General features: G+C 72.6%; 19 protein-coding genes. 11 read left to right on the top strand and 8 right to left on the bottom strand.

All coding sequences use genetic code 11. From position 1 onward, the window contains the following. The first annotated feature begins 72 nt into the window (after positions 1-72). The 8 genes from AB0B14_RS03340 (at position 73) to AB0B14_RS03305 (ending at position 7,247) form a co-directional block, all read left to right on the top strand. Positions 73-819: an SDR family oxidoreductase gene (locus tag AB0B14_RS03340; RefSeq protein WP_357521005.1), complete on the top strand. Its 747-nt coding sequence runs from the start codon at positions 73-75 to the stop codon at positions 817-819. 35 nt (positions 820-854) lie between these two features. After that, positions 855-1,565, top strand: a complete 711-nt coding sequence (locus AB0B14_RS03335; RefSeq protein WP_357072403.1) for an FCD domain-containing protein — start codon at positions 855-857, stop codon at positions 1,563-1,565. Further along, a complete protein-coding gene (gene dgoD, locus AB0B14_RS03330) occupies positions 1,562-2,707 on the top strand; it encodes a galactonate dehydratase (protein ID WP_357521002.1) in 1,146 nt (381 codons plus the stop codon). Before AB0B14_RS03335 ends, dgoD begins: the two co-directional genes overlap by 4 nt. Beyond that, entirely contained in the window at positions 2,701-3,555 is an 855-nt protein-coding gene (locus AB0B14_RS03325) for a hypothetical protein (protein ID WP_357521000.1), read from the top strand. The genes dgoD and AB0B14_RS03325 overlap by 7 nt, the downstream gene beginning before the upstream one ends. Beyond that, positions 3,552-4,172: a bifunctional 4-hydroxy-2-oxoglutarate aldolase/2-dehydro-3-deoxy-phosphogluconate aldolase gene (locus AB0B14_RS03320; RefSeq protein ID WP_357072412.1), complete on the top strand. Its 621-nt coding sequence runs from the start codon at positions 3,552-3,554 to the stop codon at positions 4,170-4,172. The genes AB0B14_RS03325 and AB0B14_RS03320 overlap by 4 nt, the downstream gene beginning before the upstream one ends. Continuing rightward, positions 4,169-5,110, top strand: coding sequence for a sugar kinase (locus AB0B14_RS03315; protein ID WP_357072415.1), 942 nt, complete (start codon positions 4,169-4,171; stop codon positions 5,108-5,110). Before AB0B14_RS03320 ends, AB0B14_RS03315 begins: the two co-directional genes overlap by 4 nt. A gap of 20 nt (positions 5,111-5,130) precedes the next feature. Continuing rightward, a complete protein-coding gene (locus AB0B14_RS03310; RefSeq protein ID WP_357520998.1) occupies positions 5,131-6,012 on the top strand; it encodes an SMP-30/gluconolactonase/LRE family protein in 882 nt (293 codons plus the stop codon). Positions 6,013-6,143: 131 nt separating this feature from the next. Further along, positions 6,144-7,247 carry an L-dopachrome tautomerase-related protein gene (locus AB0B14_RS03305; protein ID WP_357520996.1) on the top strand — a complete coding sequence of 368 codons (1,104 nt, stop codon included), beginning with the start codon at positions 6,144-6,146 and terminating at the stop codon, positions 7,245-7,247. A gap of 19 nt (positions 7,248-7,266) precedes the next feature. Here AB0B14_RS03305 and AB0B14_RS03300 read toward each other — a convergent pair whose 3' ends face one another. Next, complete coding sequence (locus tag AB0B14_RS03300; protein WP_357072427.1) at positions 7,267-8,022, bottom strand: dienelactone hydrolase family protein; 756 nt, start codon at positions 8,020-8,022, stop codon at positions 7,267-7,269. A gap of 133 nt (positions 8,023-8,155) precedes the next feature. On the opposite strand from AB0B14_RS03300, the gene AB0B14_RS03295 reads away from it, so the two are divergent. From AB0B14_RS03295 to AB0B14_RS03285, 3 genes are all read left to right on the top strand, one after another. After that, positions 8,156-9,109, top strand: a complete 954-nt coding sequence (locus tag AB0B14_RS03295) for an SDR family oxidoreductase (RefSeq protein ID WP_357072430.1) — start codon at positions 8,156-8,158, stop codon at positions 9,107-9,109. A gap of 106 nt (positions 9,110-9,215) precedes the next feature. Continuing rightward, positions 9,216-9,626: a hypothetical protein gene (locus AB0B14_RS03290; protein ID WP_357072433.1), complete on the top strand. Its 411-nt coding sequence runs from the start codon at positions 9,216-9,218 to the stop codon at positions 9,624-9,626. After that, a complete protein-coding gene (locus AB0B14_RS03285; protein ID WP_357072436.1) occupies positions 9,623-10,039 on the top strand; it encodes an SAV_915 family protein in 417 nt (138 codons plus the stop codon). Before AB0B14_RS03290 ends, AB0B14_RS03285 begins: the two co-directional genes overlap by 4 nt. Here the strand turns inward: AB0B14_RS03285 and AB0B14_RS03280 are convergent. The 7 genes from AB0B14_RS03280 to kdpF all read right to left on the bottom strand — a co-directional run bounded on the left by AB0B14_RS03280 (position 9,940) and on the right by kdpF (position 20,195). Continuing rightward, positions 9,940-11,943, bottom strand: coding sequence for an FAD-dependent oxidoreductase (locus AB0B14_RS03280; RefSeq protein ID WP_357521297.1), 2,004 nt, complete (start codon positions 11,941-11,943; stop codon positions 9,940-9,942). The genes AB0B14_RS03285 and AB0B14_RS03280 overlap by 100 nt on opposite strands. A gap of 109 nt (positions 11,944-12,052) precedes the next feature. Next, a complete protein-coding gene (locus AB0B14_RS03275) occupies positions 12,053-12,733 on the bottom strand; it encodes a response regulator (protein WP_357072439.1) in 681 nt (226 codons plus the stop codon). Continuing rightward, the gene (locus AB0B14_RS03270; protein ID WP_357072442.1) at positions 12,730-15,282 is read right to left on the bottom strand and encodes a DUF4118 domain-containing protein; all 2,553 of its coding nucleotides are present in this window, start codon (positions 15,280-15,282) and stop codon (positions 12,730-12,732) included. Before AB0B14_RS03270 ends, AB0B14_RS03275 begins: the two co-directional genes overlap by 4 nt. A gap of 71 nt (positions 15,283-15,353) precedes the next feature. After that, on the bottom strand, positions 15,354-16,235 hold the full coding sequence (locus AB0B14_RS03265) for a potassium-transporting ATPase subunit C (RefSeq protein ID WP_357520994.1): 882 nt from the start codon (positions 16,233-16,235) through the stop codon (positions 15,354-15,356). Then, positions 16,235-18,430 carry a potassium-transporting ATPase subunit KdpB gene (gene kdpB, locus AB0B14_RS03260; protein WP_357072448.1) on the bottom strand — a complete coding sequence of 732 codons (2,196 nt, stop codon included), beginning with the start codon at positions 18,428-18,430 and terminating at the stop codon, positions 16,235-16,237. The genes AB0B14_RS03265 and kdpB overlap by 1 nt, the downstream gene beginning before the upstream one ends. A 20-nt stretch (positions 18,431-18,450) precedes the next feature. Beyond that, a complete protein-coding gene (kdpA, locus tag AB0B14_RS03255) occupies positions 18,451-20,106 on the bottom strand; it encodes a potassium-transporting ATPase subunit KdpA (RefSeq protein ID WP_357520992.1) in 1,656 nt (551 codons plus the stop codon). Further along, positions 20,106-20,195, bottom strand: coding sequence for a K(+)-transporting ATPase subunit F (gene kdpF / locus AB0B14_RS03250; protein ID WP_036390805.1), 90 nt, complete (start codon positions 20,193-20,195; stop codon positions 20,106-20,108). Before kdpF ends, kdpA begins: the two co-directional genes overlap by 1 nt. Between the last annotated feature and the right edge of the window lie 405 nt (positions 20,196-20,600).

Here is a 20,600-nt window from a genome sequence, read left to right as displayed (position 1 = left end):
TCGCCGGCTGTCAAGATATCTTCGTAATTAATGATTAGACGAGACCAAGGCGAGGGTCAGGTGGATCAGCCTATGCGCCGGCTTGAAGGCAAGAACGCGCTGGTCACCGGTGCGATGGGCGGGATCGGCGCGGCCACCGCCCGGCGGCTCGCCGCCGAGGGCGCTGCGGTCGCGCTGCTCGACGTGCACGACCCGACCCCGCTGGCCGACGAACTGACCGCGCGTGGCTACCGAGCACTTTCCGTAGTGGGCGATGTCAGCGACGAGAGTGACTGGACAGCGGCGGTCTCGGCCGCACGCGCCCACCTCGGCCCGATCGACATCCTGGTCAGCACCGCGTACGCCGTGCGGGTCGCTCCGGCCCACGAGACCAGCCGGCAGTCCTGGGACCACCAGCTCGGCGTCAGCCTCACCGGCTCGTTCCTGGGCGTCCGCGCCTGCCTGGACGACCTGCGGGCGCGCAACGGCGCGGTGGTGCTGATCTCCTCGGTGCACGCGCTCGTCGGGTTGCCCGGCCGGCCCGCATACGCGGCGGCCAAGGGCGGCCTGGTCGCGCTCGGCCGCCAACTGGCCGTGGAGTACGGCCCCGAGGTACGGGTCAACACCGTGCTGCCCGGCCCCATCCTCACCTCCGCCTGGGCGGACGTGTCCGAAGAGGACCGTGAACGCAGCGTCGCGGAGACAGTGGCGAAACGCTTCGGCACGCCGGACGAGGTGGCCTCGACAGTAGCCTTCCTCGCCTCACCGGACGCCGCGTACGTCACCGGTGCGAGCCTCGTGGTGGACGGTGGCTGGACAGCGGTGAAAGCCTCGGCCTGAGAGATCGATACCAACCAGCGAAAAGGCCAGGAGCATTGGCACAGTACGCACGCCGCGGCGTCCACGGGCAGACCGTCGAAGCGATCGCGCGTCGCATCCTCACCGGCGAGATCCCCGCCGGCGCGACCCTGAACATCGTCGCCCTGCAGGAGGAGTTCGACGTCAGCCTGACGGCGCTCCGCGAGGCGCTGAAGGTCCTCTCGGCCAAGGGCATCGTCGACGCCCGGCAGAAGCGCGGCACCTTCGTCCGGCCCCGCGCCGACTGGAACCTGCTCGACGGCGACGTGATCCGCTGGCAGTTCGCCGAGGGCCCCGACGAGCGCCTGCTGGAGAAGCTGCACGAGGTACGCGCGATCATCGAGCCGGCCGCCGCACGGCTGGCCGCCACCCGGGCGACCGAGGACGACCTGGCCGCCCTCGACCGGGCGCTTGCCGAGATGGCCCAGGCCGACGGTGATCCCGCCGCCGCCGTCGCCGCCGACCTTGCCTTCCACCGCGCGCTGCTCACCGCCACGCACAACGAGCTGCTGGAGCGGATGGAGGTGGTGATGGAGACCGGGCTCGCCGAACGGGACCGTCTGGTGCACGGCGGCGCCGCGCACGACGACCCGGTGCCCAGCCACCGCGCCGTGGTCGACGCGCTGCGCGAGCGGAACGAGACGGCGGCGGAGACCGCCATGCGTGAGTTGCTGGACAAGGCCGTCCGCGACGTCGAGAAGGCACGGGGACGAAGGGGCAGTCAGTGAAGATCGAGCGCATCGAGACCTTCCTGGTCGCGCCACGGTGGCTGTTCTGCCGGGTGGAGACCGACGACGGGCTGGTCGGCTGGGGTGAACCGGTGGTGGAGGGGCGCGCCGAGGTGGTGCGCGCCGCGGTCGAGGTGCTCTCCGAATACCTGATCGGTGCCGATCCACTGCGGATCGAGCAGCACTGGCAGGTGCTCACCAAGGGCGGCTTCTACCGGGGTGGCCCGATCCTCTCCAGCGCGGTCGCCGGCCTCGACCAGGCGCTCTGGGACATCGCCGGGCAGGCGTACGGCGCGCCGGTGCACGCGCTCCTCGGCGGGCCGGTCCGCGAGAAGGTGCGGATCTACTCGTGGATCGGCGGGGACGAGCCCGACGAGGTCGCCGACGCCGCCGCCGCGCAGGTCGCCGCCGGCCTCACCGGCGTCAAGATGAACGCCTGCGGGCGGCTCTCTCCCATCCCCACCTCCGCCGAGGTGGACGAGGTCATCGGCCGGGTCGCCGCCGCCCGCGAGGTGCTCGGCGGAGACCGGGACATCGCGGTGGACTTCCACGGCCGGGCCGGGCTGGCCGCGGTCCGCCGGATCCTGCCGGAGCTGGCGCCGCTGCGCCCGTTCTTCGTGGAGGAGCCGGTCCTGCCCGACCAGGCCCACCACCTGCGCGACATCGTCGCCAGCACACCGATCCCGGTGGCCACCGGCGAGCGCCTCTACGGCCGCTCCGAGTTTCTCGGCCCGTTGCAGGCCGGGGTCGCCGTGGTCCAGCCGGACCTGTCGCACGCCGGCGGGATCTCCGAGGTCCGCCGGATCGCCACGCTGGCCGAGACGTACGGCGCGCTGCTCGCCCCGCACTGCCCGCTGGGCCCGATCTCCCTGGCGGCCAGCCTCCAGGTGGCCTTCGCGACACCGAACTTCCTGATCCAGGAGCAGAGCATCGGCATCCACTACAACGCCGGCTCGGAGTTGCTGGACTACCTGGTCGACCCGGAGCCGTTCCGGTTCGTGGACGGGCACATCGCCCGTCTCGACCGGCCCGGCCTGGGCATCACCGTGGACGAGGCGGCGGTCCGCAAGGCCGCGCGGACACCGCACGCCTGGCGCAACCCGGTCTGGCAGCACGCCGACGGGGCGTTCGCCGAATGGTGACCGGCGCGACGTCGGTGCCGCTGCGGGTGGCGTACGACGCGGCGCACGGCGGCCGGTGGACCAGCCTGCGCGGCGGTGGCCGGGAGTGGCTCTGGCGCGGCCCGGAGCCCGGCCGAGACGAGGTACGCCCCGACGACGCCTTCGTCGACGCCGGCGGGCTGGAGGAGTGCCTGCCGACCGTGCGCGGCGAGCCCGACCACGGCGAGGTGTGGTCGCGGCCGTGGCGCAGTGCCGGCCCCGGCACCGTGGTGATCGAGCGGCCGACGTTCACCCTGAGCCGCCGGATCACCGACTCCGGCGGTGTGGTGGTGGTCGACTACCGGCTGGCCGCCGAACCCGGGCACCGGTTCATCTGGGCCGCACACGCCCTGCTCGACCTGTCCCCCTCAGCCCGCCTCGACGCACCCGCCGGCACACCGACCCGGCTGCACCCGGAGGCCGCCGCGTTCCTGCCGCCGGGCACCTGGCCCACCGGCGACCCGTGGTTGACCGGGCCGTGGCCGGCCCCGGCCGGGCTGACGCTCGACACGTTCGGCCCGGACGACGGGACCGCGCTCGGCGCGGTGCTGCTCGACTGCCCACGGGTCCAGGTGCGCGACGGCGACGACCGGATGACATTGGCGCTGGAGTGCGCGGGCCAGCCCCGCAGCACCGCGCTCTGGCGCAACCTGGGCGGCTGGCCGGCCGGCCGCCCCTACCGCAGCGTCGGCGTCGAACCGATGCTCGGCGCGGCCTTCGACCTGGCCGACGCCGGCCCCGCCGACGCGGCGACAGTTCCGCCCGCCGGTGAGGTCACCTGGCGACTCACCATCTCCGCCCACCGCATCCACCAAGGACATCCGCGATGAACCTGCTCGACGAGCTGCGTACCCACCGGCTGCTGGCCATCGTGCGCGGCCCGGACCCGGCCGCCGCGCTGGCCGCCGTACTCACCCTGGCCGAGAGCGGCGTCGCCCTGGTCGAGGTCTCGCTGACCAGCGCTGACGCGCTCGGCGTCATCCGACGCGCCCGGGCCGCCCTCGGGCCCGCCTACGCCCTGGGCGCGGGCACCGTACTCAGTGCCGAGGACGCCCGCGCGGCGGCGGACGCGGGCGCCGGTTTCCTGGTCACCCCGGCGATCGCACCGAGCCTCGCCGAGGGTGGCCGGCTCGGGCTGCCGGTGCTGGCCGGGGCACTCACCCCCACCGAGGTGGTGCAGGCCACCGGTGGCGGGGCCACCGCCGTCAAGCTCTTCCCGGCCTCCCTCGGCGGCCCCGACTACCTCGGCGCGCTGCGCGACCCGTTCCCCGGCACCGCGTTCGTGCCGGTCGGCGGGATCGACGCGGACGGCGCGCGGCACTACCTCGACCGGGGTGCCGTCGCGGTCGGCGTCGGCTCGCCGCTGCTCGGTGACGCCGTCCGGGGCGGCGACCTGGCGGCGCTCCGCGAGCGCGCGGCCAGCTTCCGGGCGGCGGTCCAGCGGTGACCGACCTGCTCACGCTCGGCGAGACGATGGCGGCGTTCCGCAGCAGCGGCCCGCTGCGGCTGGGCGGCACCGCCGGGATCTCCGTCGCCGGTGCCGAGTCGACAGTGGCGATCGGGGTGGCCCGGCTCGGCCACCGGGCCGCCTGGGTCGGGGTCACCGGCGCCGACGAGCCCGGTGAGCTGGTCCGCCGTACGCTGCGCGCCGAGGGTGTCGACCTGACCTGGTCCCGGATCGACGCGACAGCGCCCACCGGGCTGATCCTCTTCGAGAACCGGGTCGCCGACATCAACCGGGTCACCTACCACCGCGCCGGGTCGGCCGGCTCCCGGCTGCGCCCGGCCGACGTGACACGTGCCTTCGACGCGCCCGGGCCACCACCCCGGCTGCTGCACGTCACCGGCATCACCTGCGCGCTGGGCGCCGAGCCGTACCAGGCGGTGGTGGAGGCCGTGCGGCGCGCCCGCGCGGCCGGCAGCACCGTCTGCCTGGACGTCAACCACCGGCAGCGGCTCTGGTCGGTCGCCGAGGCCGCCGCCGCGCTTCGACCGCTGCTGCCCGCGCTCGACCTGGTCGTCGCCTCCGACGACGAGTTGGCCGTCCTGACCGACGCGGCCGACCCGGTCGCGGCGCTCCTCTCGGCCGGCGTGACCGAGGTCGTGGTCAAGCACGGCGCCGACGGGGCGACCAGCCACCGCGCGGCCGGCACCGTGCACCGGCCGGCCCGGACGGTGCCGGTGGTGGACACCGTCGGCGCGGGCGACGCGTTCGTGGCCGGGCTGCTCTCCGCCTGGCTCGACGGTGCCGACGCGCCGACCCGGCTGGACCGGGCGGTCACCACCGGCGCGTTCGCGGTGGCCACCCGGGGCGACTGGGAGGGCCTGCCCGACCGGGCCGAGCTGGCGCTGCTCGACCACGGCCCCGGCGGTACGGTCCGCTGACGATCCCTTGGAGGAGCACCATGGAGCTGACCGAACCGACCGTCTGGAGCAGCGACCGGCTGGAGCTGGGCGAAGGGCTGCGCTGGGTCGACGACCGGCTGGTCCTCGTCGACCTGCTGACCGGACGCCTGCTGGAGACCGACGGCGACGCCCCCGCCCCGCTACGGGAGGTGCGCCGCCTCGACGTACCGCTCGGCGCGGTCGCCCCGGTGGCCGACCGACCCGGTGACTGGCTCGCCGCCGCCGGCACCGGCGTCACCCTGCTGCCGGCCGACGACGACCCCCGACCGGTCGCCGACCTGGTCGCGGACGCACCCGAGCCGACCCGCATGAACGACGCGGTCGCCGACCCGCACGGCCGCTTCTGGGCCGGCAGCATGACGTACGCGATGGTGCCCGGCGGGGGCACGCTGTTCCGGCTGACCCCGGGCGCCGAGCCGGTCCCCGCGGTGACCGGGTTGACCATCCCGAACGGGCCGGCGTTCGACGCGGCCGGCACCAGCATGTACCTGGCCGACACGCCGCGGGGCGAGGTCGACCGGTTCACCGTCGACCCGGGCACCGGTGACCTGCACGGGCGGGAGCCGTTCCTGCGGTTGTCCCCCGCCGACGGCGGCCCGGACGGCATGACCGTCGACGCGGCGGGCCACCTCTGGATCGCGTTCTGGGGCGGCTCGGCGGTCCGCCGCTACCGGCCGGACGGCACCCTGGACCGGGAGATCCGGCTGCCGGCGACGCAACCGGCCGGCATCTGCCTGGGCGGCCCCGACCTGCGCCGACTCTTCATCGGCACGGCTCGGGTGGGGCTGGACTCGGCGGGCCCGCAGGACGGCGCGCTGCTCGCGGTGGACGTCGAGGTCCCCGGCCTGCCCGCCGCGTACGCGGCCGCACCGCTGGGCTGACGGAGGCATAGCTGCTGACGCAGGCATACCGGACGCCCGGGCGGGAATAGCAGCGCGCGGGGAGCCCGCGGCCGGCGCGGGTCGGACCCGGCGGCAGGAGGCGAGACGATGGGCATCGTGGGGTGGGCGTCATGAACGGGCCGGTCGGCGACGAGCCGGTGGGCGAGCTGGAGCTGGTGCACACCTTCACCGGCCCGATGCCGACCGGGGTGAGCGTCTCGCACCGGGGCCGGATCTTCGTCAACTTCCCGAGGTGGGGCGACGACGTGCCGGCCACCGTCGTGGAGCTGCGCGACGGCCGGGAGGTGCCCTACCCCGACCAGGCGTGGAACACCCCGTCCGGTGACGACGACGCGGGCGCGTTCGTGTCGGTGCAGAGCATCGTGGTGGATCCGGCCGACCGGCTCTGGGTGGTGGACACCGGCAGCCCAATGTTCCAGCCCACGAAGCCGGGTGGGCCGAAACTGGTGCGGATCGACCTGGACACCGACACGGTCGCCCAGGTGATCACCTTCCCGCAGGACGTGGCGCCGCCGACGACGTACCTCAACGACGTCCGCTTCGACCTGCGGCGGGGCGAGGCGGGGGTCGCGTACATCACCGACTCGACGGACTCCGGGCCGAACGGGATCATCGTGGTGGACCTGGCCAGCGGAGCCTCCTGGCGGCGGCTGCACGACCACCCGTCCACGAAGGCGGAGCCGCTGAAGAACTACCGACCCTTCGTCGAGGGCCGGCCGCTCCTGACCCGCCCGAAGGACGGGCCGGCGAAGCCGCTGGCGATGGGCTCCGACGGCATCGCCATCTCGGCCGACGGCAGCCGGCTGTACTACTCGCCGCTGATCTCCCGACGCCTGCACAGCGTGTCCGCCGAGGCGCTGGCCGACCCGTCGGTCACCCAGGAGGCGGTGGCGGCCACTGTCGTGGACGAGGGGGACAAGGCCACCGGGTCGGACGGCTTGGAGTCCGACGACGCGGGGCGGCTCTACTGCACGTCGTACGAGCACAACGCGGTGCTGCGGCGGCACCCGGACGGCCAGTACGAGACGCTGGTCCACGACCCGCGGCTGCTCTGGCCGGACACCATGTCGGTGGCCACCGACGGGTACCTCTACGTCACCGCCAACCAGCTGCACCGGCAGGCCCAGTACCAGCGGGGCCAGGACCTGCGGCGCAAGCCGTACGCGCTGTTCCGCACCCGCATCGACGCCGGCCCGGTGCTGCTGCGCCGCTGACCGGGCCGGACGTCTTCGGTCAGCTCGTCGGCAGGTTGCGGTCGAGGAGGTCGAAGAGGGCGGCCCAGTGGCGTTCGGTGGCCTGCTCGTCGTACGCCGGGGTGTCGGCCATGGTGAAGCCGTGGTGCGCGCCCTCGTACACCTCGGAGCGGTAGCGCACGTCGGCGGCGTCGAGGGCCTTCTCCAGCGTGGCGATCTGCTCCGGGGTCATCGACCGGTCGGCGTCGGCGTGCCCGAAGTACACCTCGCCGGTGATCGAGCCGACGCCCAGGTGCGGGCTGTCCGGCGCGTCGGTGGCGAGGTACCCGCCGTGGAAGCTGGCGATCGCGGCGATGCGGTCCGGGTGCGCCGCGATGGCCCGCAGCGCGTTCGTGCCGCCCAGGCAGTAGCCGGTGATGGCGACCGGGCCCGGCCGGACGTCGTCGCGGGCGGCCAGGAAGTCGAGGTACGCGGTGGTGTCCCGGTCGAACACGTCCGGGGTCAACGCGCCGACCAGCGGCATGATCTTCTCGAAGAGCGCGCCGCGCTGGTCCGGCTCAGCGAGTCGGGACAGGTCGAACAGCGGTGCCCGACCAGCCCGGTAGAACAGGTGAGGCGTCAGCACCAGGTAGCCCCGGGCGGCGATCCGCTCCGCCATCTCGACCAGGCGCGGGCGCGGGCCGAAGGCGTCCATGAAGAGCAGCACCGCCGGGAAGGGGCCGTCGCCGTCCGGCCGGGTCAGGGACGCGTCCGCGACCCCGTCGCCGGTCGGGATGTCCACAGTCGTCGTCCGCACCGTGCCTCCTCGTCCGAAAGTCCTTGATCGTCAGGAACGTTACCCGCCGGGCAGCCGACCCGGGGACCGTCGCTCCCTGGATAGGCCGACCCTGGGTGGTGGTCGGCGAACGACCCAGGCTTGGCGGTGACCGATGAGGGACACCGTCGACCTGGGAGATGTTGTGCTCGACCTGACAGTTCCGAACCTGACCGGAAAGATCGCCGTCGTCACCGGCGGCAGCGACGGCCTGGGCCTCGGCCTGGCCACCCGGCTGGCGCGCGCCGGGGCCGAGGTGGTGCTGCCGGTCCGCAACCCGGCCAAGGGCGCCGCCGCGCTGGACGCCGTCCGGGCCGCCGCGCCTGGTGCCGTCGTCTCGACGCGGGAGCTGGACCTCGCCTCGCTGGACTCGGTGGCCGCGCTTGCCGACACGCTGCTCGCCGAGGGCCGACCGATCCACCTCCTGATCAACAACGCGGGCGTGATGACGCCGCCGACCCGGCACGCCACCGCCGAGGGCTTCGAGCTGCAGTTCGGCACCAACCACCTCGGGCACTTCGCGCTGACCGGGCGGCTGCTGCCGCTGCTGCGGGCCGGACGGGCCCGGGTCACCACCATGTCGAGCAGCGCCGCCCGTTCCGGCCGGCTCGACTGGGACGACCTGCAGAGCACCCACCGGTACGCGGCGATCCGCGCCTACAACGCCTCCAAGCTGGCCACCCTGCACTTCGGGTTGGAACTGGACCGACGGAGCCGGGCCGGCGACTGGGGCATCGTCAGCAACGTCGCCCACCCGGGCACGACGATGACCAACCTGTACGCGTCCGGTCCCAACCTGGGCCGCAGCCGACCCTCACTGCACCACTCGATCATGAGCCGGCTGGCCCGCTGGGGCGTCCTGGTGCACTCGGTGGACGCCGGCCTGCTCCCCGCCCTCTACGCCGCCACCAGCCCACAGGCGCAAGGCGGGGCGTTCTACGGCCCGGACGGGCTGGGGCAGTTCACCGGCAAACCGACCGAGCTGGCCGTGTACCGCTCCGCGCGCGGCACTGGTGACGCGGCACGGCTGTGGACGGTGTCGGAGCGGCTGGTGGGCGTCGAGTTCTGAGCCGGAAGCGCCCCAGCGTGAACGGGGCGTCAAGAAATGGCGGTGGCCCGTCGAAACGGCGTATCGAGGGGGTGCTGCGGCGTCGCCCGGTGGTGACGATGGGCCCATGAGTCCTTGGCGGATGACACGCTGGGAACGCGGAGACCTGCCACCCGGCACCGACACCGACAGCAGCCCCAGCGAACCCGCGACCTGGGCGGACGAGCCGGAGCGTCGGCACGAGGCGCTGGTCAGCGTCCGGCTCGGCCCGTCCGCGCCCGGCAGTCACCTGGTGGAGTACCTGCGGCACGAGCCGTGCGCCGTCGCGGCGTGGTGGATCGCCGCCGACGTCGACGCCGTGGTCCGCCTCTCCGCCGACCGCATGACAGTGCTGCACCGTGCCGTGGCCGATCTGCGCCTGCGCGCCGGAGTGGAAGTGGCGGAGGCCAACTACGTCCTCCGCGCGCTCGACCTGACCACGCCGGCCGACCCGCGTACCGCGAAGGGCACCTCGGCCTGGGTGGTGTCCGCCGCATGAGCCGACACGTCCCGATAATCCTTGCCGTTCCGGTGCGCGATCTGCCGGGACGGCTGGTGCGGACGGTGCGAACCGGCCGTTCGCCACAGGGGCAGCGGGTGGGCATCGCTTTCACCCGACCGGAGCTTCTGGTCGCCGCGATGGGCGCGGATCAGCACTGGGAAGAGCTGTGCGAGTCCGCGCTGCGCGGCATGTTGCGTCCGCTCGGCATCGACGTGATCCAGGTCGATCCGCTGCTGGTGGCACCGCCGCTCGACCCGAGCAGCGGCGACCGGGCCGCGCCGACAGTGCCGGCCCGCGCACCGGCCGCCGGTCAGGCGCGGACGAAGCGGACCGCGTCGGCGACCACGTGGCCGTCGGTGTCCTCGGTACGGATCAGCACGCTGCCGTCGCTGCCCGCCGTGAACGGGTAGGTGCCCAGCGCGACCCACTGGCCGCCGGCCTGCCGCTGGTCCACCGTGCGGGTGACCAGCCCGCCGGAGTATTCGATGTCGACAGGCACGTTCGTCGCCCGGTTCGGGTTGGCGGTCCAGCGCAGGTGCACGGTCCACGAGCCGGCGGCGGGCAGCGTCGGGCGGAACCGCAGCCGGTTGACGCCCTTGGCGGTGTTGCCGTCGTGCTCGTAGTCCGGGCCGTAGAAGCCGCCGACGCTGGTGCTGCGCAGCCACGTGCCGGCCCGGGTGATGCCGCTGCTCGCCGCGTTGTCCAGGATCACCTCGCTCGTCGAGCCCCACTCCAGCACCGCGCCGTCCTGCCGCAGCCGGGCCTGGAGGGTGGGCACGGGCACCTCCTGCACGGCGAGGTTCCCGGCGAGGGCCAGCGACGCGGCGGTGGCCGCCGCCTGGCCGAGGATCATGAACACCGGTTCCATCCGGATCGAGCCGTACGCGATGTGGCTCGCCGAGAGGCAGACCGGCACCACCAGGTTGGCGCACTGCGCCCGGTGCGGCACGATCGCCCGGTAGCTCACCGGGTACGGCGCGGGCACCCCGATCTGCACGTCCCCCTCGTTGCGCACCTTTCCGTCGACGACCACCCGTTGGCAGTTGTGCGAGTCCATCGTGTAGCTGGCCAGCCCCACCGAGTCGGCGGCCCGTACCCGGCCCCGACAGTCGGCCTCGGTCAGCACGTACGCGGAGACCATCCGGCGGGCCTCGCGGATGTAGAGCAGCGGCGGCCAGCCACCCGTGGAGGTGAACTCGTCCACCGGCAGCCCCCACCGGGCGGTCGAGTCGCGCACCGACGCCGGCAGCCGGGGGTCGTTGGCCAGGAACCACATCAGCCCCTGCTGGTAGGTGCGGTGCTCGGCGATGATGCTCTCCCGTACGGCCCAGCTCGCCGTCGGGTACGCGTGGTTGAAGCCGATGTTGTCGGTGGACACGGCACCGTTGTTGTTGGAGTCGGTCTTCCCGCCGCCGATCGAGTGCGTGGTGAAGTACGGTCCGGCGTAGCCGGCCTGGATGTGGCGCAGCAGCAGCTCGTACCGGATCGGGTCGTAGCCGGACGGTTTGCCGAACGGGATCCGGTTGGCCGCCTGGGTCAGGCACATCCGGAAGCAGTACGCCTGGATCCGGTCGTCGGCGCTGCCGCGCGGGGCGAGCGGCGTGGCGGAGATGCCCGGCAGCAGGCCGCTGGCGGGCGAGCCGGCCGTCACGTACGGGTCGACGGGGTAGGCGAACTGGTGGGTGTTGCCGGACTGCACCCCGTTGATCGTCTCGCCGTACGTGTCGTTGGACTCCCGCCCGACGGTGAAACTCACCCCGGCCATGGCCAGCAGGTCACCCTCGTAGGTGGCGTCGACGAACACCCCGCCCCGGTAGATCGACCCGTCCTCGGTGCGCAGCTCGGTGATCCGGTCGCCGCTGCGGCCGACGCCGTTGAGCCGGGCGTCGACGATCACCGGCACGCCCGCCTCGGCCAACAGGTCGGCGAAGACGTCGGCGGCGACGTGCGGTTCGAAGGTCATCCGCAGCGGCGACGTCGGCGTGAGGGTTCCGCCGTGGTATTTGACGTACACCCGGCGGTAGAACTCGGCGGCGAGGCCGCCGATGGACGCCTGGACGCCGGTGTCGGTGGCGCCCAGCCCGGCGGTGCTCAGCCCGCCGACGTGGCTGGTGGGCTCCACCACCACGGCGGTGCGGCCGAGCCGGCGCATGGTGATCGCGGCGGCCAACCCGCCGGAGGTGGCGCCGTAGACGACCAGGTCGGCGGTGGTGACGGCGGCTCGGGCGGGGCCGGCGCGGAACGGGTCGGTGAGGCCGGCCAGGACGAGGCCGGCACCGCCGGCGGTCAACAGCCGACGACGGGACAGGGGCATGGACACGGCGGGGCTCCCGAGGGGTAACCGGTGGAGGGGACGGTTACAGAAGCACGCCGCTGCCGCTGCTAACGAAATTCTTCAATCTCTGCCGGCAGGTGTCAACGGGTCAGGGGCGGTAGCGGTAGCCCATTCCCGGCTCGGTGATGAGGTGGCGGGGGCGGGCCGGGTCGTCCTCCAGCTTGCGCCGCAACTGGGCCAGGTACTGCCGCAGGTAGTTGGTCTCGTTCTGGTATTCCGGCCCCCACACGTCCTGCAGGAGCTGACGCTGGCTGACCAGCTTGCCGGGGTGGCGCAGCAGCTTCTCCAGCACGCTCCACTGGATCGGGGTCAGCTTGACCTCGGTGCCGTCGTCGCGCCGTACGCGGTGGTCGGCCAGGTCGACGGTGTGCTGGCCGATCCGCAGCGCCGGCACCGCCTCGCTGGGCCCGCCGAGGCGACGGGTCACCGCGCGGATGCGGGCCAGCAGCTCCTCCACCCCGAACGGCTTCGTCACGTAGTCGTCCGCGCCCGCGTCCAGGGCAGCGACCTTGTCCGCACTGCCGGCCCGGCCGGAGAGCACGATGATCGGCACGGTGGTCCAGCCGCGCAGGCCGCGGATCACCTCCACGCCGTCGATGTCGGGCAGGCCGAGGTCCAGCACGACCAGGTCGGGCGGGTGGCTGGCGGCTGCCTTCAACGCGGCGGCGCCGGTCGCGGCGACGTCCACGTCGTACCGGCGGGCCCGCAGGTTGATCCGCAGCGCGCGCAGGATCTGCGGTTCGTCGTCGACGACCAGGATGCGCGTCATTCCCGCGGCCCCTCCGAGCTGGTCTGCGCGGCGGCCGGCAGCCGCAGCACCATGGTGAGGCCGCCGCCGGGGGTGGTCTCCGGGGTGATGCTGCCACCCATCGCCTCGGCCAACCCCCGGGACAGGGCGAGTCCGAGACCCACGCCGGTCTGGTTGTCGCGGTCGCCGAGGCGTTGGAACGGCAGGAAGACGTGCTCCCACTGGTCCTCCGGGATGCCCGGCCCCCGGTCGATCACCCGCAGCTCGACCTGGCCGGCGTGCGCGCTGGCGGTCACGGTGGGCGGTTGGTCGGGCGGGCTGTAGCGCAGGGCGTTGGCGATGATGTTGACGAGCACCCGTTCCAGCAGGCCCGGGTCGGCGGTGGCCGCCGGCAGGTCGGCCGGGATGTCCGTGCCGACCGTCGCGGCCGCCGGGCCAAGTTCGTCAAGCGCCAGGGGTACGGCGTCCTCCAGGCCGATCGCGCTCGCCGAGATGCCGAGCACGCCCGCCTGGAGCCGGCTCATGTCCAGCAGGTTGCCGACCAGCCGGGCGAGCCGGTCCAGTGACTCCTCGGCGGTCTCCAGCAGCTCCTCGCGGTCGGACTCGTCGAACTCGATGTCGTGGCTGCGCAGGCTGGTCACCGCCGCCTTCGCCGAGGCGAGGGGCGTACGCAGGTCGTGGCTGACCGCGGCGAGCAGCGCGGTGCGCATCCGGTCGGCGGCGGCGAGGGGCCGGGCGGTGGCGGCCTCCTCGGCGAGGCGTTCCTGGCGCAGCGCGACGGCGGCCTGGGCGGCGAACGCCTCGACGATGCGCCGGTCGGCGGCCTCCAGTCGGCGACCGCAGAGCACGACGGTGATCCGGTCGTCGACAGGTACGGCGGTCTCCCCGCCTTGGGGGGTGCAGGGCGGCTGGTCGCCCACGCTGGCCACGACATCCCAGGCGTGCTCCTCGCGGGCCCGCTCCGGGCGGCCGCTGGCGTCCGCGGCCAACTCCAGCACGCTCACCGCGCGCAGCCCGAAGGTCTCCCGGAGCTGTTCCAGCAGGGCGGGCAGGGGGCGTTCACCGCGCAGCACGCCACCGGCGACGGCGGCGAGGGTCTGCGCGTCGGCGGCGGCGCGGGCGGCCTCCCGGGTACGGCGGGCGGCCACGTCGACGATCCAGCTCACCGCGAGGGCCACCCCGACGAAGACGGCCAGGGCCAGCAGGTTGTCCGCCTCGGCGATGGTCAGCGTCCGGTACGGCGGGGTGAAGAACCAGTTGAGCAGCAGCGACCCGCCGAGCGCGGCGACCAGCGCCGGCCACACCCCGCCGACGAGCGCGACCCCGACCACTCCGGCGAGGAACAGCAGGATGTCGTTGGTCAGCGTCAGGTCGGGCAGCGTCCTCAGCAGCAGGGTGAGCAGCGGCATGCCCAGCACCGCTAGGCCGAAGCCGAGCAGCCGGCGACGTCGGGACAGTGCCGCCGGCATGGCCGTTGCCCGGCGGCCCTTGCCGGCCTGCTTGTGGGTGACCAGGTGCACGTCGATCGCGCCGGACAGCGCGGTGGTGGTCACCCCGACCCCCCGGGCGAAGATCTGCGCGAGGCGACCCCGCCGGCTGGCCCCGAGCACCAGTTGGGTGGCGTTCACGCCCTGGGCGAAGTCCAGCAGTGCGGCCGGCACGTCGGTGCCGAGCACCTGGTGGTACGTGCCGCCCAGGCTCTCCACGAGGACCCGCTGGCGGGCCAGTTGGGCCGGGTCGGCGCCGGCCAGGCCGTCGCTGCGGGCCACGTGCACGGCGAGCAGGTCGGCGCCCTTGCTGCGGGCCGCGACCCGGGCCGCCCGGCGGATCAACGTCTCGCCCTCCGGGCCACCGGTCAGCGCCACCACGACCCGTTCCCGGGCCTCCCAGGTGGCGGCGATGCCCTGTTGGCTGCGGTACCTGTCGAGCTGCTCGTCCACCTTGTCGGCAAGCCAGAGCAGTGCCAGCTCACGCAGTGCGGTGAGGTTGCCGACCCGGAAGTAGTTGCCCAACGCGGCGTCGATCTTGTCGGGTCGGTAGATGTTGCCGTGCGCCATCCGCCGGCGCAGCGCCTCCGGGGTCATGTCGACAAGCTCGACCTGCTCGGCGGCGCGGACGATCTCGTCCGGCACGGTCTCCCGCTGGGTGGTGCCGGTGATCTGGGCGACCACGTCGTTGACCGACTCCAGGTGCTGCACGTTGACCGTGGACAGCACGTCGATCCCCGCGTCGAGCAACTCCTGGACGTCCTGCCAGCGCTTGTCGTGCCGGGAGCCGGGCACGTTGGTGTGCGCCAGTTCGTCGACCACCGCGATCTGTGGCCGGCGGGTGAGCACCGCGTCCAGGTCCATCTCGGTGAACTCGGCGCCCCGGTAGTCCATCGTGCGGCGGGGCACCTGCTCCAGGTCGCCGAGCATCGCGGCGGTGTGTTGCCGGCCGTGGGTCTCCACGAAGCCGATCACCACGTCGGTGCCGCGCGCGGCCCTTCGCCGGGCCTCCTCCAACATGGCGTACGTCTTGCCGACGCCGGGAGCGGCCCCGAGATAGATGCGCAGTTCTCCGCGTGGCACGGGGACCATCCTCCCTGGTCAGGTCGGCGGGCGGGGCCGCGCCGGTCGGCACGGCCCCGCCCGAGGTGCGCTCAACGTGCGGCGAACTGCCTGTCGAGGGCGATGTTGAGTTCCAGCACGTTGACCCCCGGCTCACCCATGAACCCGAGCCCCCGCCCGCCGGTGTGCTCCTTGACCGCCTTACGGACCGCCGCCGGGTCCGCGCCGCGCTCGCGCGCGACCCGGTTCACCTGCAACTCGGCGTACGCCGGGCTGATCTGCGGGTCGAGGCCGCTGGCGCTGGCGGTGACCGCGTCGGCGGGGACCGCCGGTTCGGCGGGCGCGTCGCCCCGGATCGGGGTGACCACCCCGCCGGCTGCCACGTAGTCCTCGCCGGGTTGGGCCGGCTCCACCGTCACCCCCTCATACGAGGAGACGAACGGCGTCGCCGGGGCGGCCTGGTTGACGCTGACCACCCGGGTGACCGGGCCGGTCAGACCGTCGGCGCGGAAGACCGCGAGCACGGCGCCCACCCCGTCGTCGGTGCAGTACGGGCGTCGGCCGTCGACGCCGTTCAGCTCGCCGATCTCCCTGCTGCGCCCGCAGACCTGGGTGAGCAGGCTCTCGCTGGACTCCTCCGGGTCGGTGGCGAGGGTGTCGACGACGCTCTCCGGGCCGAGGTTGCTGGCCGAGGTGGACGTCGGGTCGTAGCCGTCGCCGGCGGCGGAGGGGCGGGACTGGAAGTAGCGGGCGATCGGGTTGCCGTCCGCGTCGGTGAAGGACTGGCCGATCAGCGCGCTGCCGACGGTCGTTCCGCCCGAGGTGATCAGCGAGCCGTCGGCCCGGTGGTGGAGGCCGGGTAGCTGACCGATGGCGACCAGTGCCAGTGGGTAGACCAGGCCGAGCAGCACCGTGAAGACGAGTACGGCGCGCAGCGCGGCGAGGTGTTGGGCGATCCAGGTGGGTAGGCGCATCACGAAATCCCCGGGATGAACTGGATGAGCAGGTCGATGAGCTTGATCCCGATGAACGGCACGATGATGCCGCCCAGCCCGTAGACCAGCAGGTTGCGGCTGAGCAGCTTCGACGCGGCGGCCGGCCGGTACCGCACGCCGCGCAGGGCGAGCGGGATCAGCGCGATGATCACCAGGGCGTTGAAGATGACCGCGGACAGGATCGCCGACTCCGGGCTGGACAGCCGCATGATGTTCAGCGCGTCCAGGCTCGGGTAGAGGCCGGCGAACATGGCCGGGATGATCGCGAAGTACTTCGCGATGTCGTTGGCGATGCTGAACGTGGTCAGCGCGCCACGGGTGATCAGCAACTGCTTGCCGATCTCCACGATCTCGATCAGCTTGGTCGGGTCGGAGTCGAGGTCGACCATGTTGCCGGCCTCCTTGGCGGCCGACGTACCGGTGTTCATGGCCACCCCGACGTCCGCCTGGGCGAGGGCCGGCGCGTCGTTGGTGCCGTCGCCGGTCATCGCGACCAGCCGGCCACCCTCCTGCTCCCGCCTGATCAGCGCGAGCTTGTCCTCAGGTGTCGCCTCGGCCAGGAAGTCGTCCACCCCGGCCTCGTCGGCGATGGCCTTCGCGGTACGCGGGTTGTCGCCGGTGATCATCACGGTCCGGATGCCCATCCGGCGCATCTCGTCGAACCGCTCGCGCATGCCGGACTTGACCACGTCCTTGAGGTGGATGACGCCCAGGGCGCGGGCGGGTTCACCGTCGACGTGCTCGGCGACGACGAGCGGGGTGCCGCCGGTGCCACTGATCGCGTCCACGATCTCGCCGACCTGCTCGGTCGGGTGGCCGCCGTTCTCGCGTACCCACTTCATCACCGCGGCGGCGGCGCCCTTGCGGACCCGGCGGGCCGTGCCCACCGCGCCAGCGTCCACGCTGGCGTCCGGGGTCAGGTCGACGCCGCTCATCCGGGTCTGGGCGGTGAACGGTACGAAGGTGGCGTGTGGCATCACGCCGGGCTCGCGCTCGCGCAGCCCGAACTCGTTCTTCGCCAGGACGACCACCGAGCGCCCCTCCGGGGTCTCGTCGGCCAGGCTGGACAGCTGCGCGGCGTCGGCCAGTGTCGCGGCGTCGACCCCCTCGACCGGGACGAACTCGGCGGCCTGCCGGTTGCCCAGCGTGATGGTGCCGGTCTTGTCCAGCAGCAGGGTGTTGACGTCACCGGCCGCCTCGACGGCCCGGCCGCTCATGGCCAGGACGTTGCGCTGCACCAGCCGGTCCATGCCGGCGATGCCGATGGCGGAGAGCAGCGCGCCGATGGTGGTGGGGATCAGGCAGACCAGCAGCGAGACCAGCACCACCCCGGTGACGCCGGAGCCGGTGATCGCCCCGCTGTCCGGGGCGGCCGCCTGGTACGCCTTGCTGAAGATCGCCAGCGGCTGGAGGGTGACCACGGCCAGCAGGAAGATGACCGTGAGCGCGGCGAGCAGGATGTTCAGCGCGATCTCGTTCGGTGTCTTCTGCCGGTTGGCCCCCTCGACCAGGGCGATCATCCGGTCGATGAAGCTCTCCCCCGGCTTCTGCGTGATCTTGACGATGATCCGGTCGGAGAGCACCTTCGTGCCCCCGGTCACCGCGCTGCGGTCACCTCCGGACTCCCGGATCACCGGGGCCGACTCGCCGGTGATGGCCGACTCGTCGACGCTGGCGATGCCCTCGACGATGTCGCCGTCACCGGGGATGATGCCGCCGGCCTCGACCAGCACGACGTCGCCCTGGCGCAGCTCCGGCGCGGGCACCGCCTCGTCGCGGTAGGTGTTGGCCCGCGCGCCCGGCTTCCAGTCGACCAGCCGGGTGGCGATGGTGTCCTTCTTCGCCTGGCGCAGCGTGGCGGCCTGGGCCTTGCCCCGGCCCTCGGCGACCGCCTCGGCCAGGTTGGCGAAGACCACTGTCAGCCAGAGCCAGATGGTGATCGCCCAGGCGAACACCGACGGGTCGAGCACCGCCAGGACGGTGGTGAAGGCCGCGCCGACCTCCACGATCAGCATCACCGGGTTGCGCCACAACGTGCTGGGGTTGAGCTTGCGGACCGCGTCGGGCAGGGACCGGATCAGCTGCTGGGGGTCGAGCAGGCCCCCGCCGATCCGGTTGCCCTGGGTGGCCGGCGTGCCGGGGAGTTGCTCTGTTGGAGCGGAGGTGACGGACATTGCTTCGTTCCTCATGGTGGTCAGAGCCCCTCTGCCAGCGGGCCGAGCGCGAGCGCGGGCAGGAAGGTCAGCGCGACGAGGACCACCGTGACGCCGACGATCATGCCGATGAACAGCGGTCGGTGGGTCGGCAGGGTTCCCTCGGACGCGGGGGTGGGTGCCTGGCGGGCCAGCGAACCGGCCAACGCGAGCACGAAGATGAGCGGCAGGAACCGGCCCAGCAGCATGCACAACCCGAGCGCGGTGTCCCACCAGGTGGTGTTGACCGTGATCCCGCCGAAGGCGGAGCCGTTGTTGTTGCTGGCCGAGGTGAACGCGTACAGCACCTCGGAGAGGCCGTGCGGGCCGACGTTGAGCGCCGTGGAGTTGTTGCCGGTGGCGAACGCCGCAGCCGTGCCGACCAACACCAGGATCGGCGTGATCAGGAAGTAGAGCGAGGCGAACTTGATCTCCCGTGAGCCGATCTTCTTGCCCAGGTACTCGGGGGTGCGGCCCACCATCAACCCGGCCACGAACACCGTGATCACCGCGAGGATCAGCAGGCCGTAGAGACCCGAACCGGTGCCGCCCGGCGCAACCTCGCCGAGCATCATGTTGACCATCGTCATCATGCCGCCGAGCGAGGTGAACGAGTCGTGGAACGAGTTCACCGCACCGGTCGAGGTGAGCGTGGTGGCGGCGGCGAAGGTGGCCGAGTTCGACACGTCGAACCGCACCTCCTTGCCCTCCATCGCCGCCCCGACCGCCTGCGGCACCGTGCCGTGGCCGGCCAGCTCGAAGATGTTGGTGATGGCGACGCTGAGGAACGCGAGGATGCCCATCACCGCGGCGATGGCGTAGCCCTGCCGGTTCTGCCCGACCATCCGGCCGAAGACCCGGGGCAGGCTGAACGGGATCAGGAAGATCAGGAAGATCTGTAGCCAGTTGGTCCAGGTGGTGGGGTTCTCGAACGGGTGCGCGCTGTTGACGTTGTAGAAGCCGCCGCCGTTGGTGCCCAGCTCCTTGATCACTTCCTGGCTGGCGACCGGGCCACCGGTGATGGTCTGGGTGCCGCCGGTCAGCGTGCTCACGTCGGTGCCACCGGAGAGGTTCTGCACCACGCCGCCGATCATCAGCGCGATGGCGCCGAGCACGGCGATCGGCAGCAGGATCCGCAGCACGATCCGGGTCAGGTCGACCCAGAAGTTGCCGAGCTGCCCGGTGCGGCTGCGGGCGAAGCCGCGTACCAGGGCCACCGCCACCGCGATGCCGACCGCCGCCGAGACGAAGTTCTGCACGGCCAGGCCGGCCATCTGCACCAGGTGGCCCATCGTCGACTCACCCGAGTACGACTGCCAGTTGGTGTTCGTCACGAACGACACGGCCGTGTTCCAGGCACCGTGCGGCACCACCGGGTCGAAGCCCAGCGACAGCCACAGGTGGTTCTGCACCCGCTGGAACAGGTACAGGAACAGGATCGAGACCGCGGAGAACGCGAGCACGCTGCGGGCGTACACGCCCCAGGTCTGCTCGGCGGCCGGGTTGACCCCGACCAGCCGGAAGATGCCCCGCTCGACCCGCGACTGCTTCGTGCCGGCGACGGCCCGGAACATGTAGTCGCCGAACGGCTTGTAGACGGCGACAAGGGCCGCCACCAGCGTCACGATGAAGATGACGCCCGCTGTTGTCATGGTCATCAGAAGCGCTCCGGAAACAACAGGGCGAACACCAGGAACGCGCCCAGAACGATCGCGAGCACCAGACCGACGGCGTTAACCGCGTTCACAGCTTCTCCACCGCCCGGACCACCAGGGCGAGCACTGCGAACAGCGCCACCGTCAGGACCACGAACACCACGTCAGACACGCTGACTCCTCAGCCGGAAAGGTTCGTCGCGACCGCCTTCCGGTCGCGCCGGGCAAGCAAAGCCCCACCACCCGCCGCACGGCAGGGGTCATAACGCGACCATGACGGCGGCGAACCTTTTCTTGACGTGGTTTTCACACCTGCCCACTGAACAGGTGAAATGCGGCACAGACCCCTCGGTGGTCCGCGAGGTTCAGGACCAGTTACCCGCCCCCTTTGCTCTGCACCCGCGGAGGCGACGCTCACGGTCGGTAGCTGGCGCCTCCGCGGGTGCAGAGCAAAGGTGACCGGCGGTGCAGAACGCTGGCGCCTCCGCGGGTGCAGA

The sequence above is a fragment of the Micromonospora sp. NPDC049171 genome, assembly GCF_040648275.1.
In the GTDB taxonomy this organism is placed as follows: domain Bacteria; phylum Actinomycetota; class Actinomycetes; order Mycobacteriales; family Micromonosporaceae; genus Micromonospora.
This window is presented reverse-complemented; position numbering and strand designations above follow the sequence as displayed.

Excerpts from the sequence above, each read along its gene's own strand:
- AB0B14_RS03280 (WP_357521297.1), bottom strand. The coding sequence starts at position 11,943 with ATGCCCCTGTCCCGTCGTCGGCTGTTGACCGCCGGCGGTGCCGGCCTC.
- AB0B14_RS03340 (WP_357521005.1), top strand. The coding sequence starts at position 73 with ATGCGCCGGCTTGAAGGCAAGAACGCGCTGGTCACCGGTGCGATGGGC.
- AB0B14_RS03305 (WP_357520996.1), top strand. The coding sequence starts at position 6,144 with ATGAACGGGCCGGTCGGCGACGAGCCGGTGGGCGAGCTGGAGCTGGTG.
- AB0B14_RS03275 (WP_357072439.1), bottom strand. The coding sequence starts at position 12,733 with ATGACGCGCATCCTGGTCGTCGACGACGAACCGCAGATCCTGCGCGCG.
- kdpB (WP_357072448.1), bottom strand. The coding sequence starts at position 18,430 with ATGTCCGTCACCTCCGCTCCAACAGAGCAACTCCCCGGCACGCCGGCC.
- AB0B14_RS03295 (WP_357072430.1), top strand. The coding sequence starts at position 8,156 with ATGAGGGACACCGTCGACCTGGGAGATGTTGTGCTCGACCTGACAGTT.
- kdpA (WP_357520992.1), bottom strand. The coding sequence starts at position 20,106 with ATGACCATGACAACAGCGGGCGTCATCTTCATCGTGACGCTGGTGGCG.
- AB0B14_RS03310 (WP_357520998.1), top strand. The coding sequence starts at position 5,131 with ATGGAGCTGACCGAACCGACCGTCTGGAGCAGCGACCGGCTGGAGCTG.
- AB0B14_RS03320 (WP_357072412.1), top strand. The coding sequence starts at position 3,552 with ATGAACCTGCTCGACGAGCTGCGTACCCACCGGCTGCTGGCCATCGTG.
- AB0B14_RS03325 (WP_357521000.1), top strand. The coding sequence starts at position 2,701 with ATGGTGACCGGCGCGACGTCGGTGCCGCTGCGGGTGGCGTACGACGCG.
- AB0B14_RS03265 (WP_357520994.1), bottom strand. The coding sequence starts at position 16,235 with ATGCGCCTACCCACCTGGATCGCCCAACACCTCGCCGCGCTGCGCGCC.
- AB0B14_RS03285 (WP_357072436.1), top strand. The coding sequence starts at position 9,623 with ATGAGCCGACACGTCCCGATAATCCTTGCCGTTCCGGTGCGCGATCTG.
- AB0B14_RS03290 (WP_357072433.1), top strand. The coding sequence starts at position 9,216 with ATGAGTCCTTGGCGGATGACACGCTGGGAACGCGGAGACCTGCCACCC.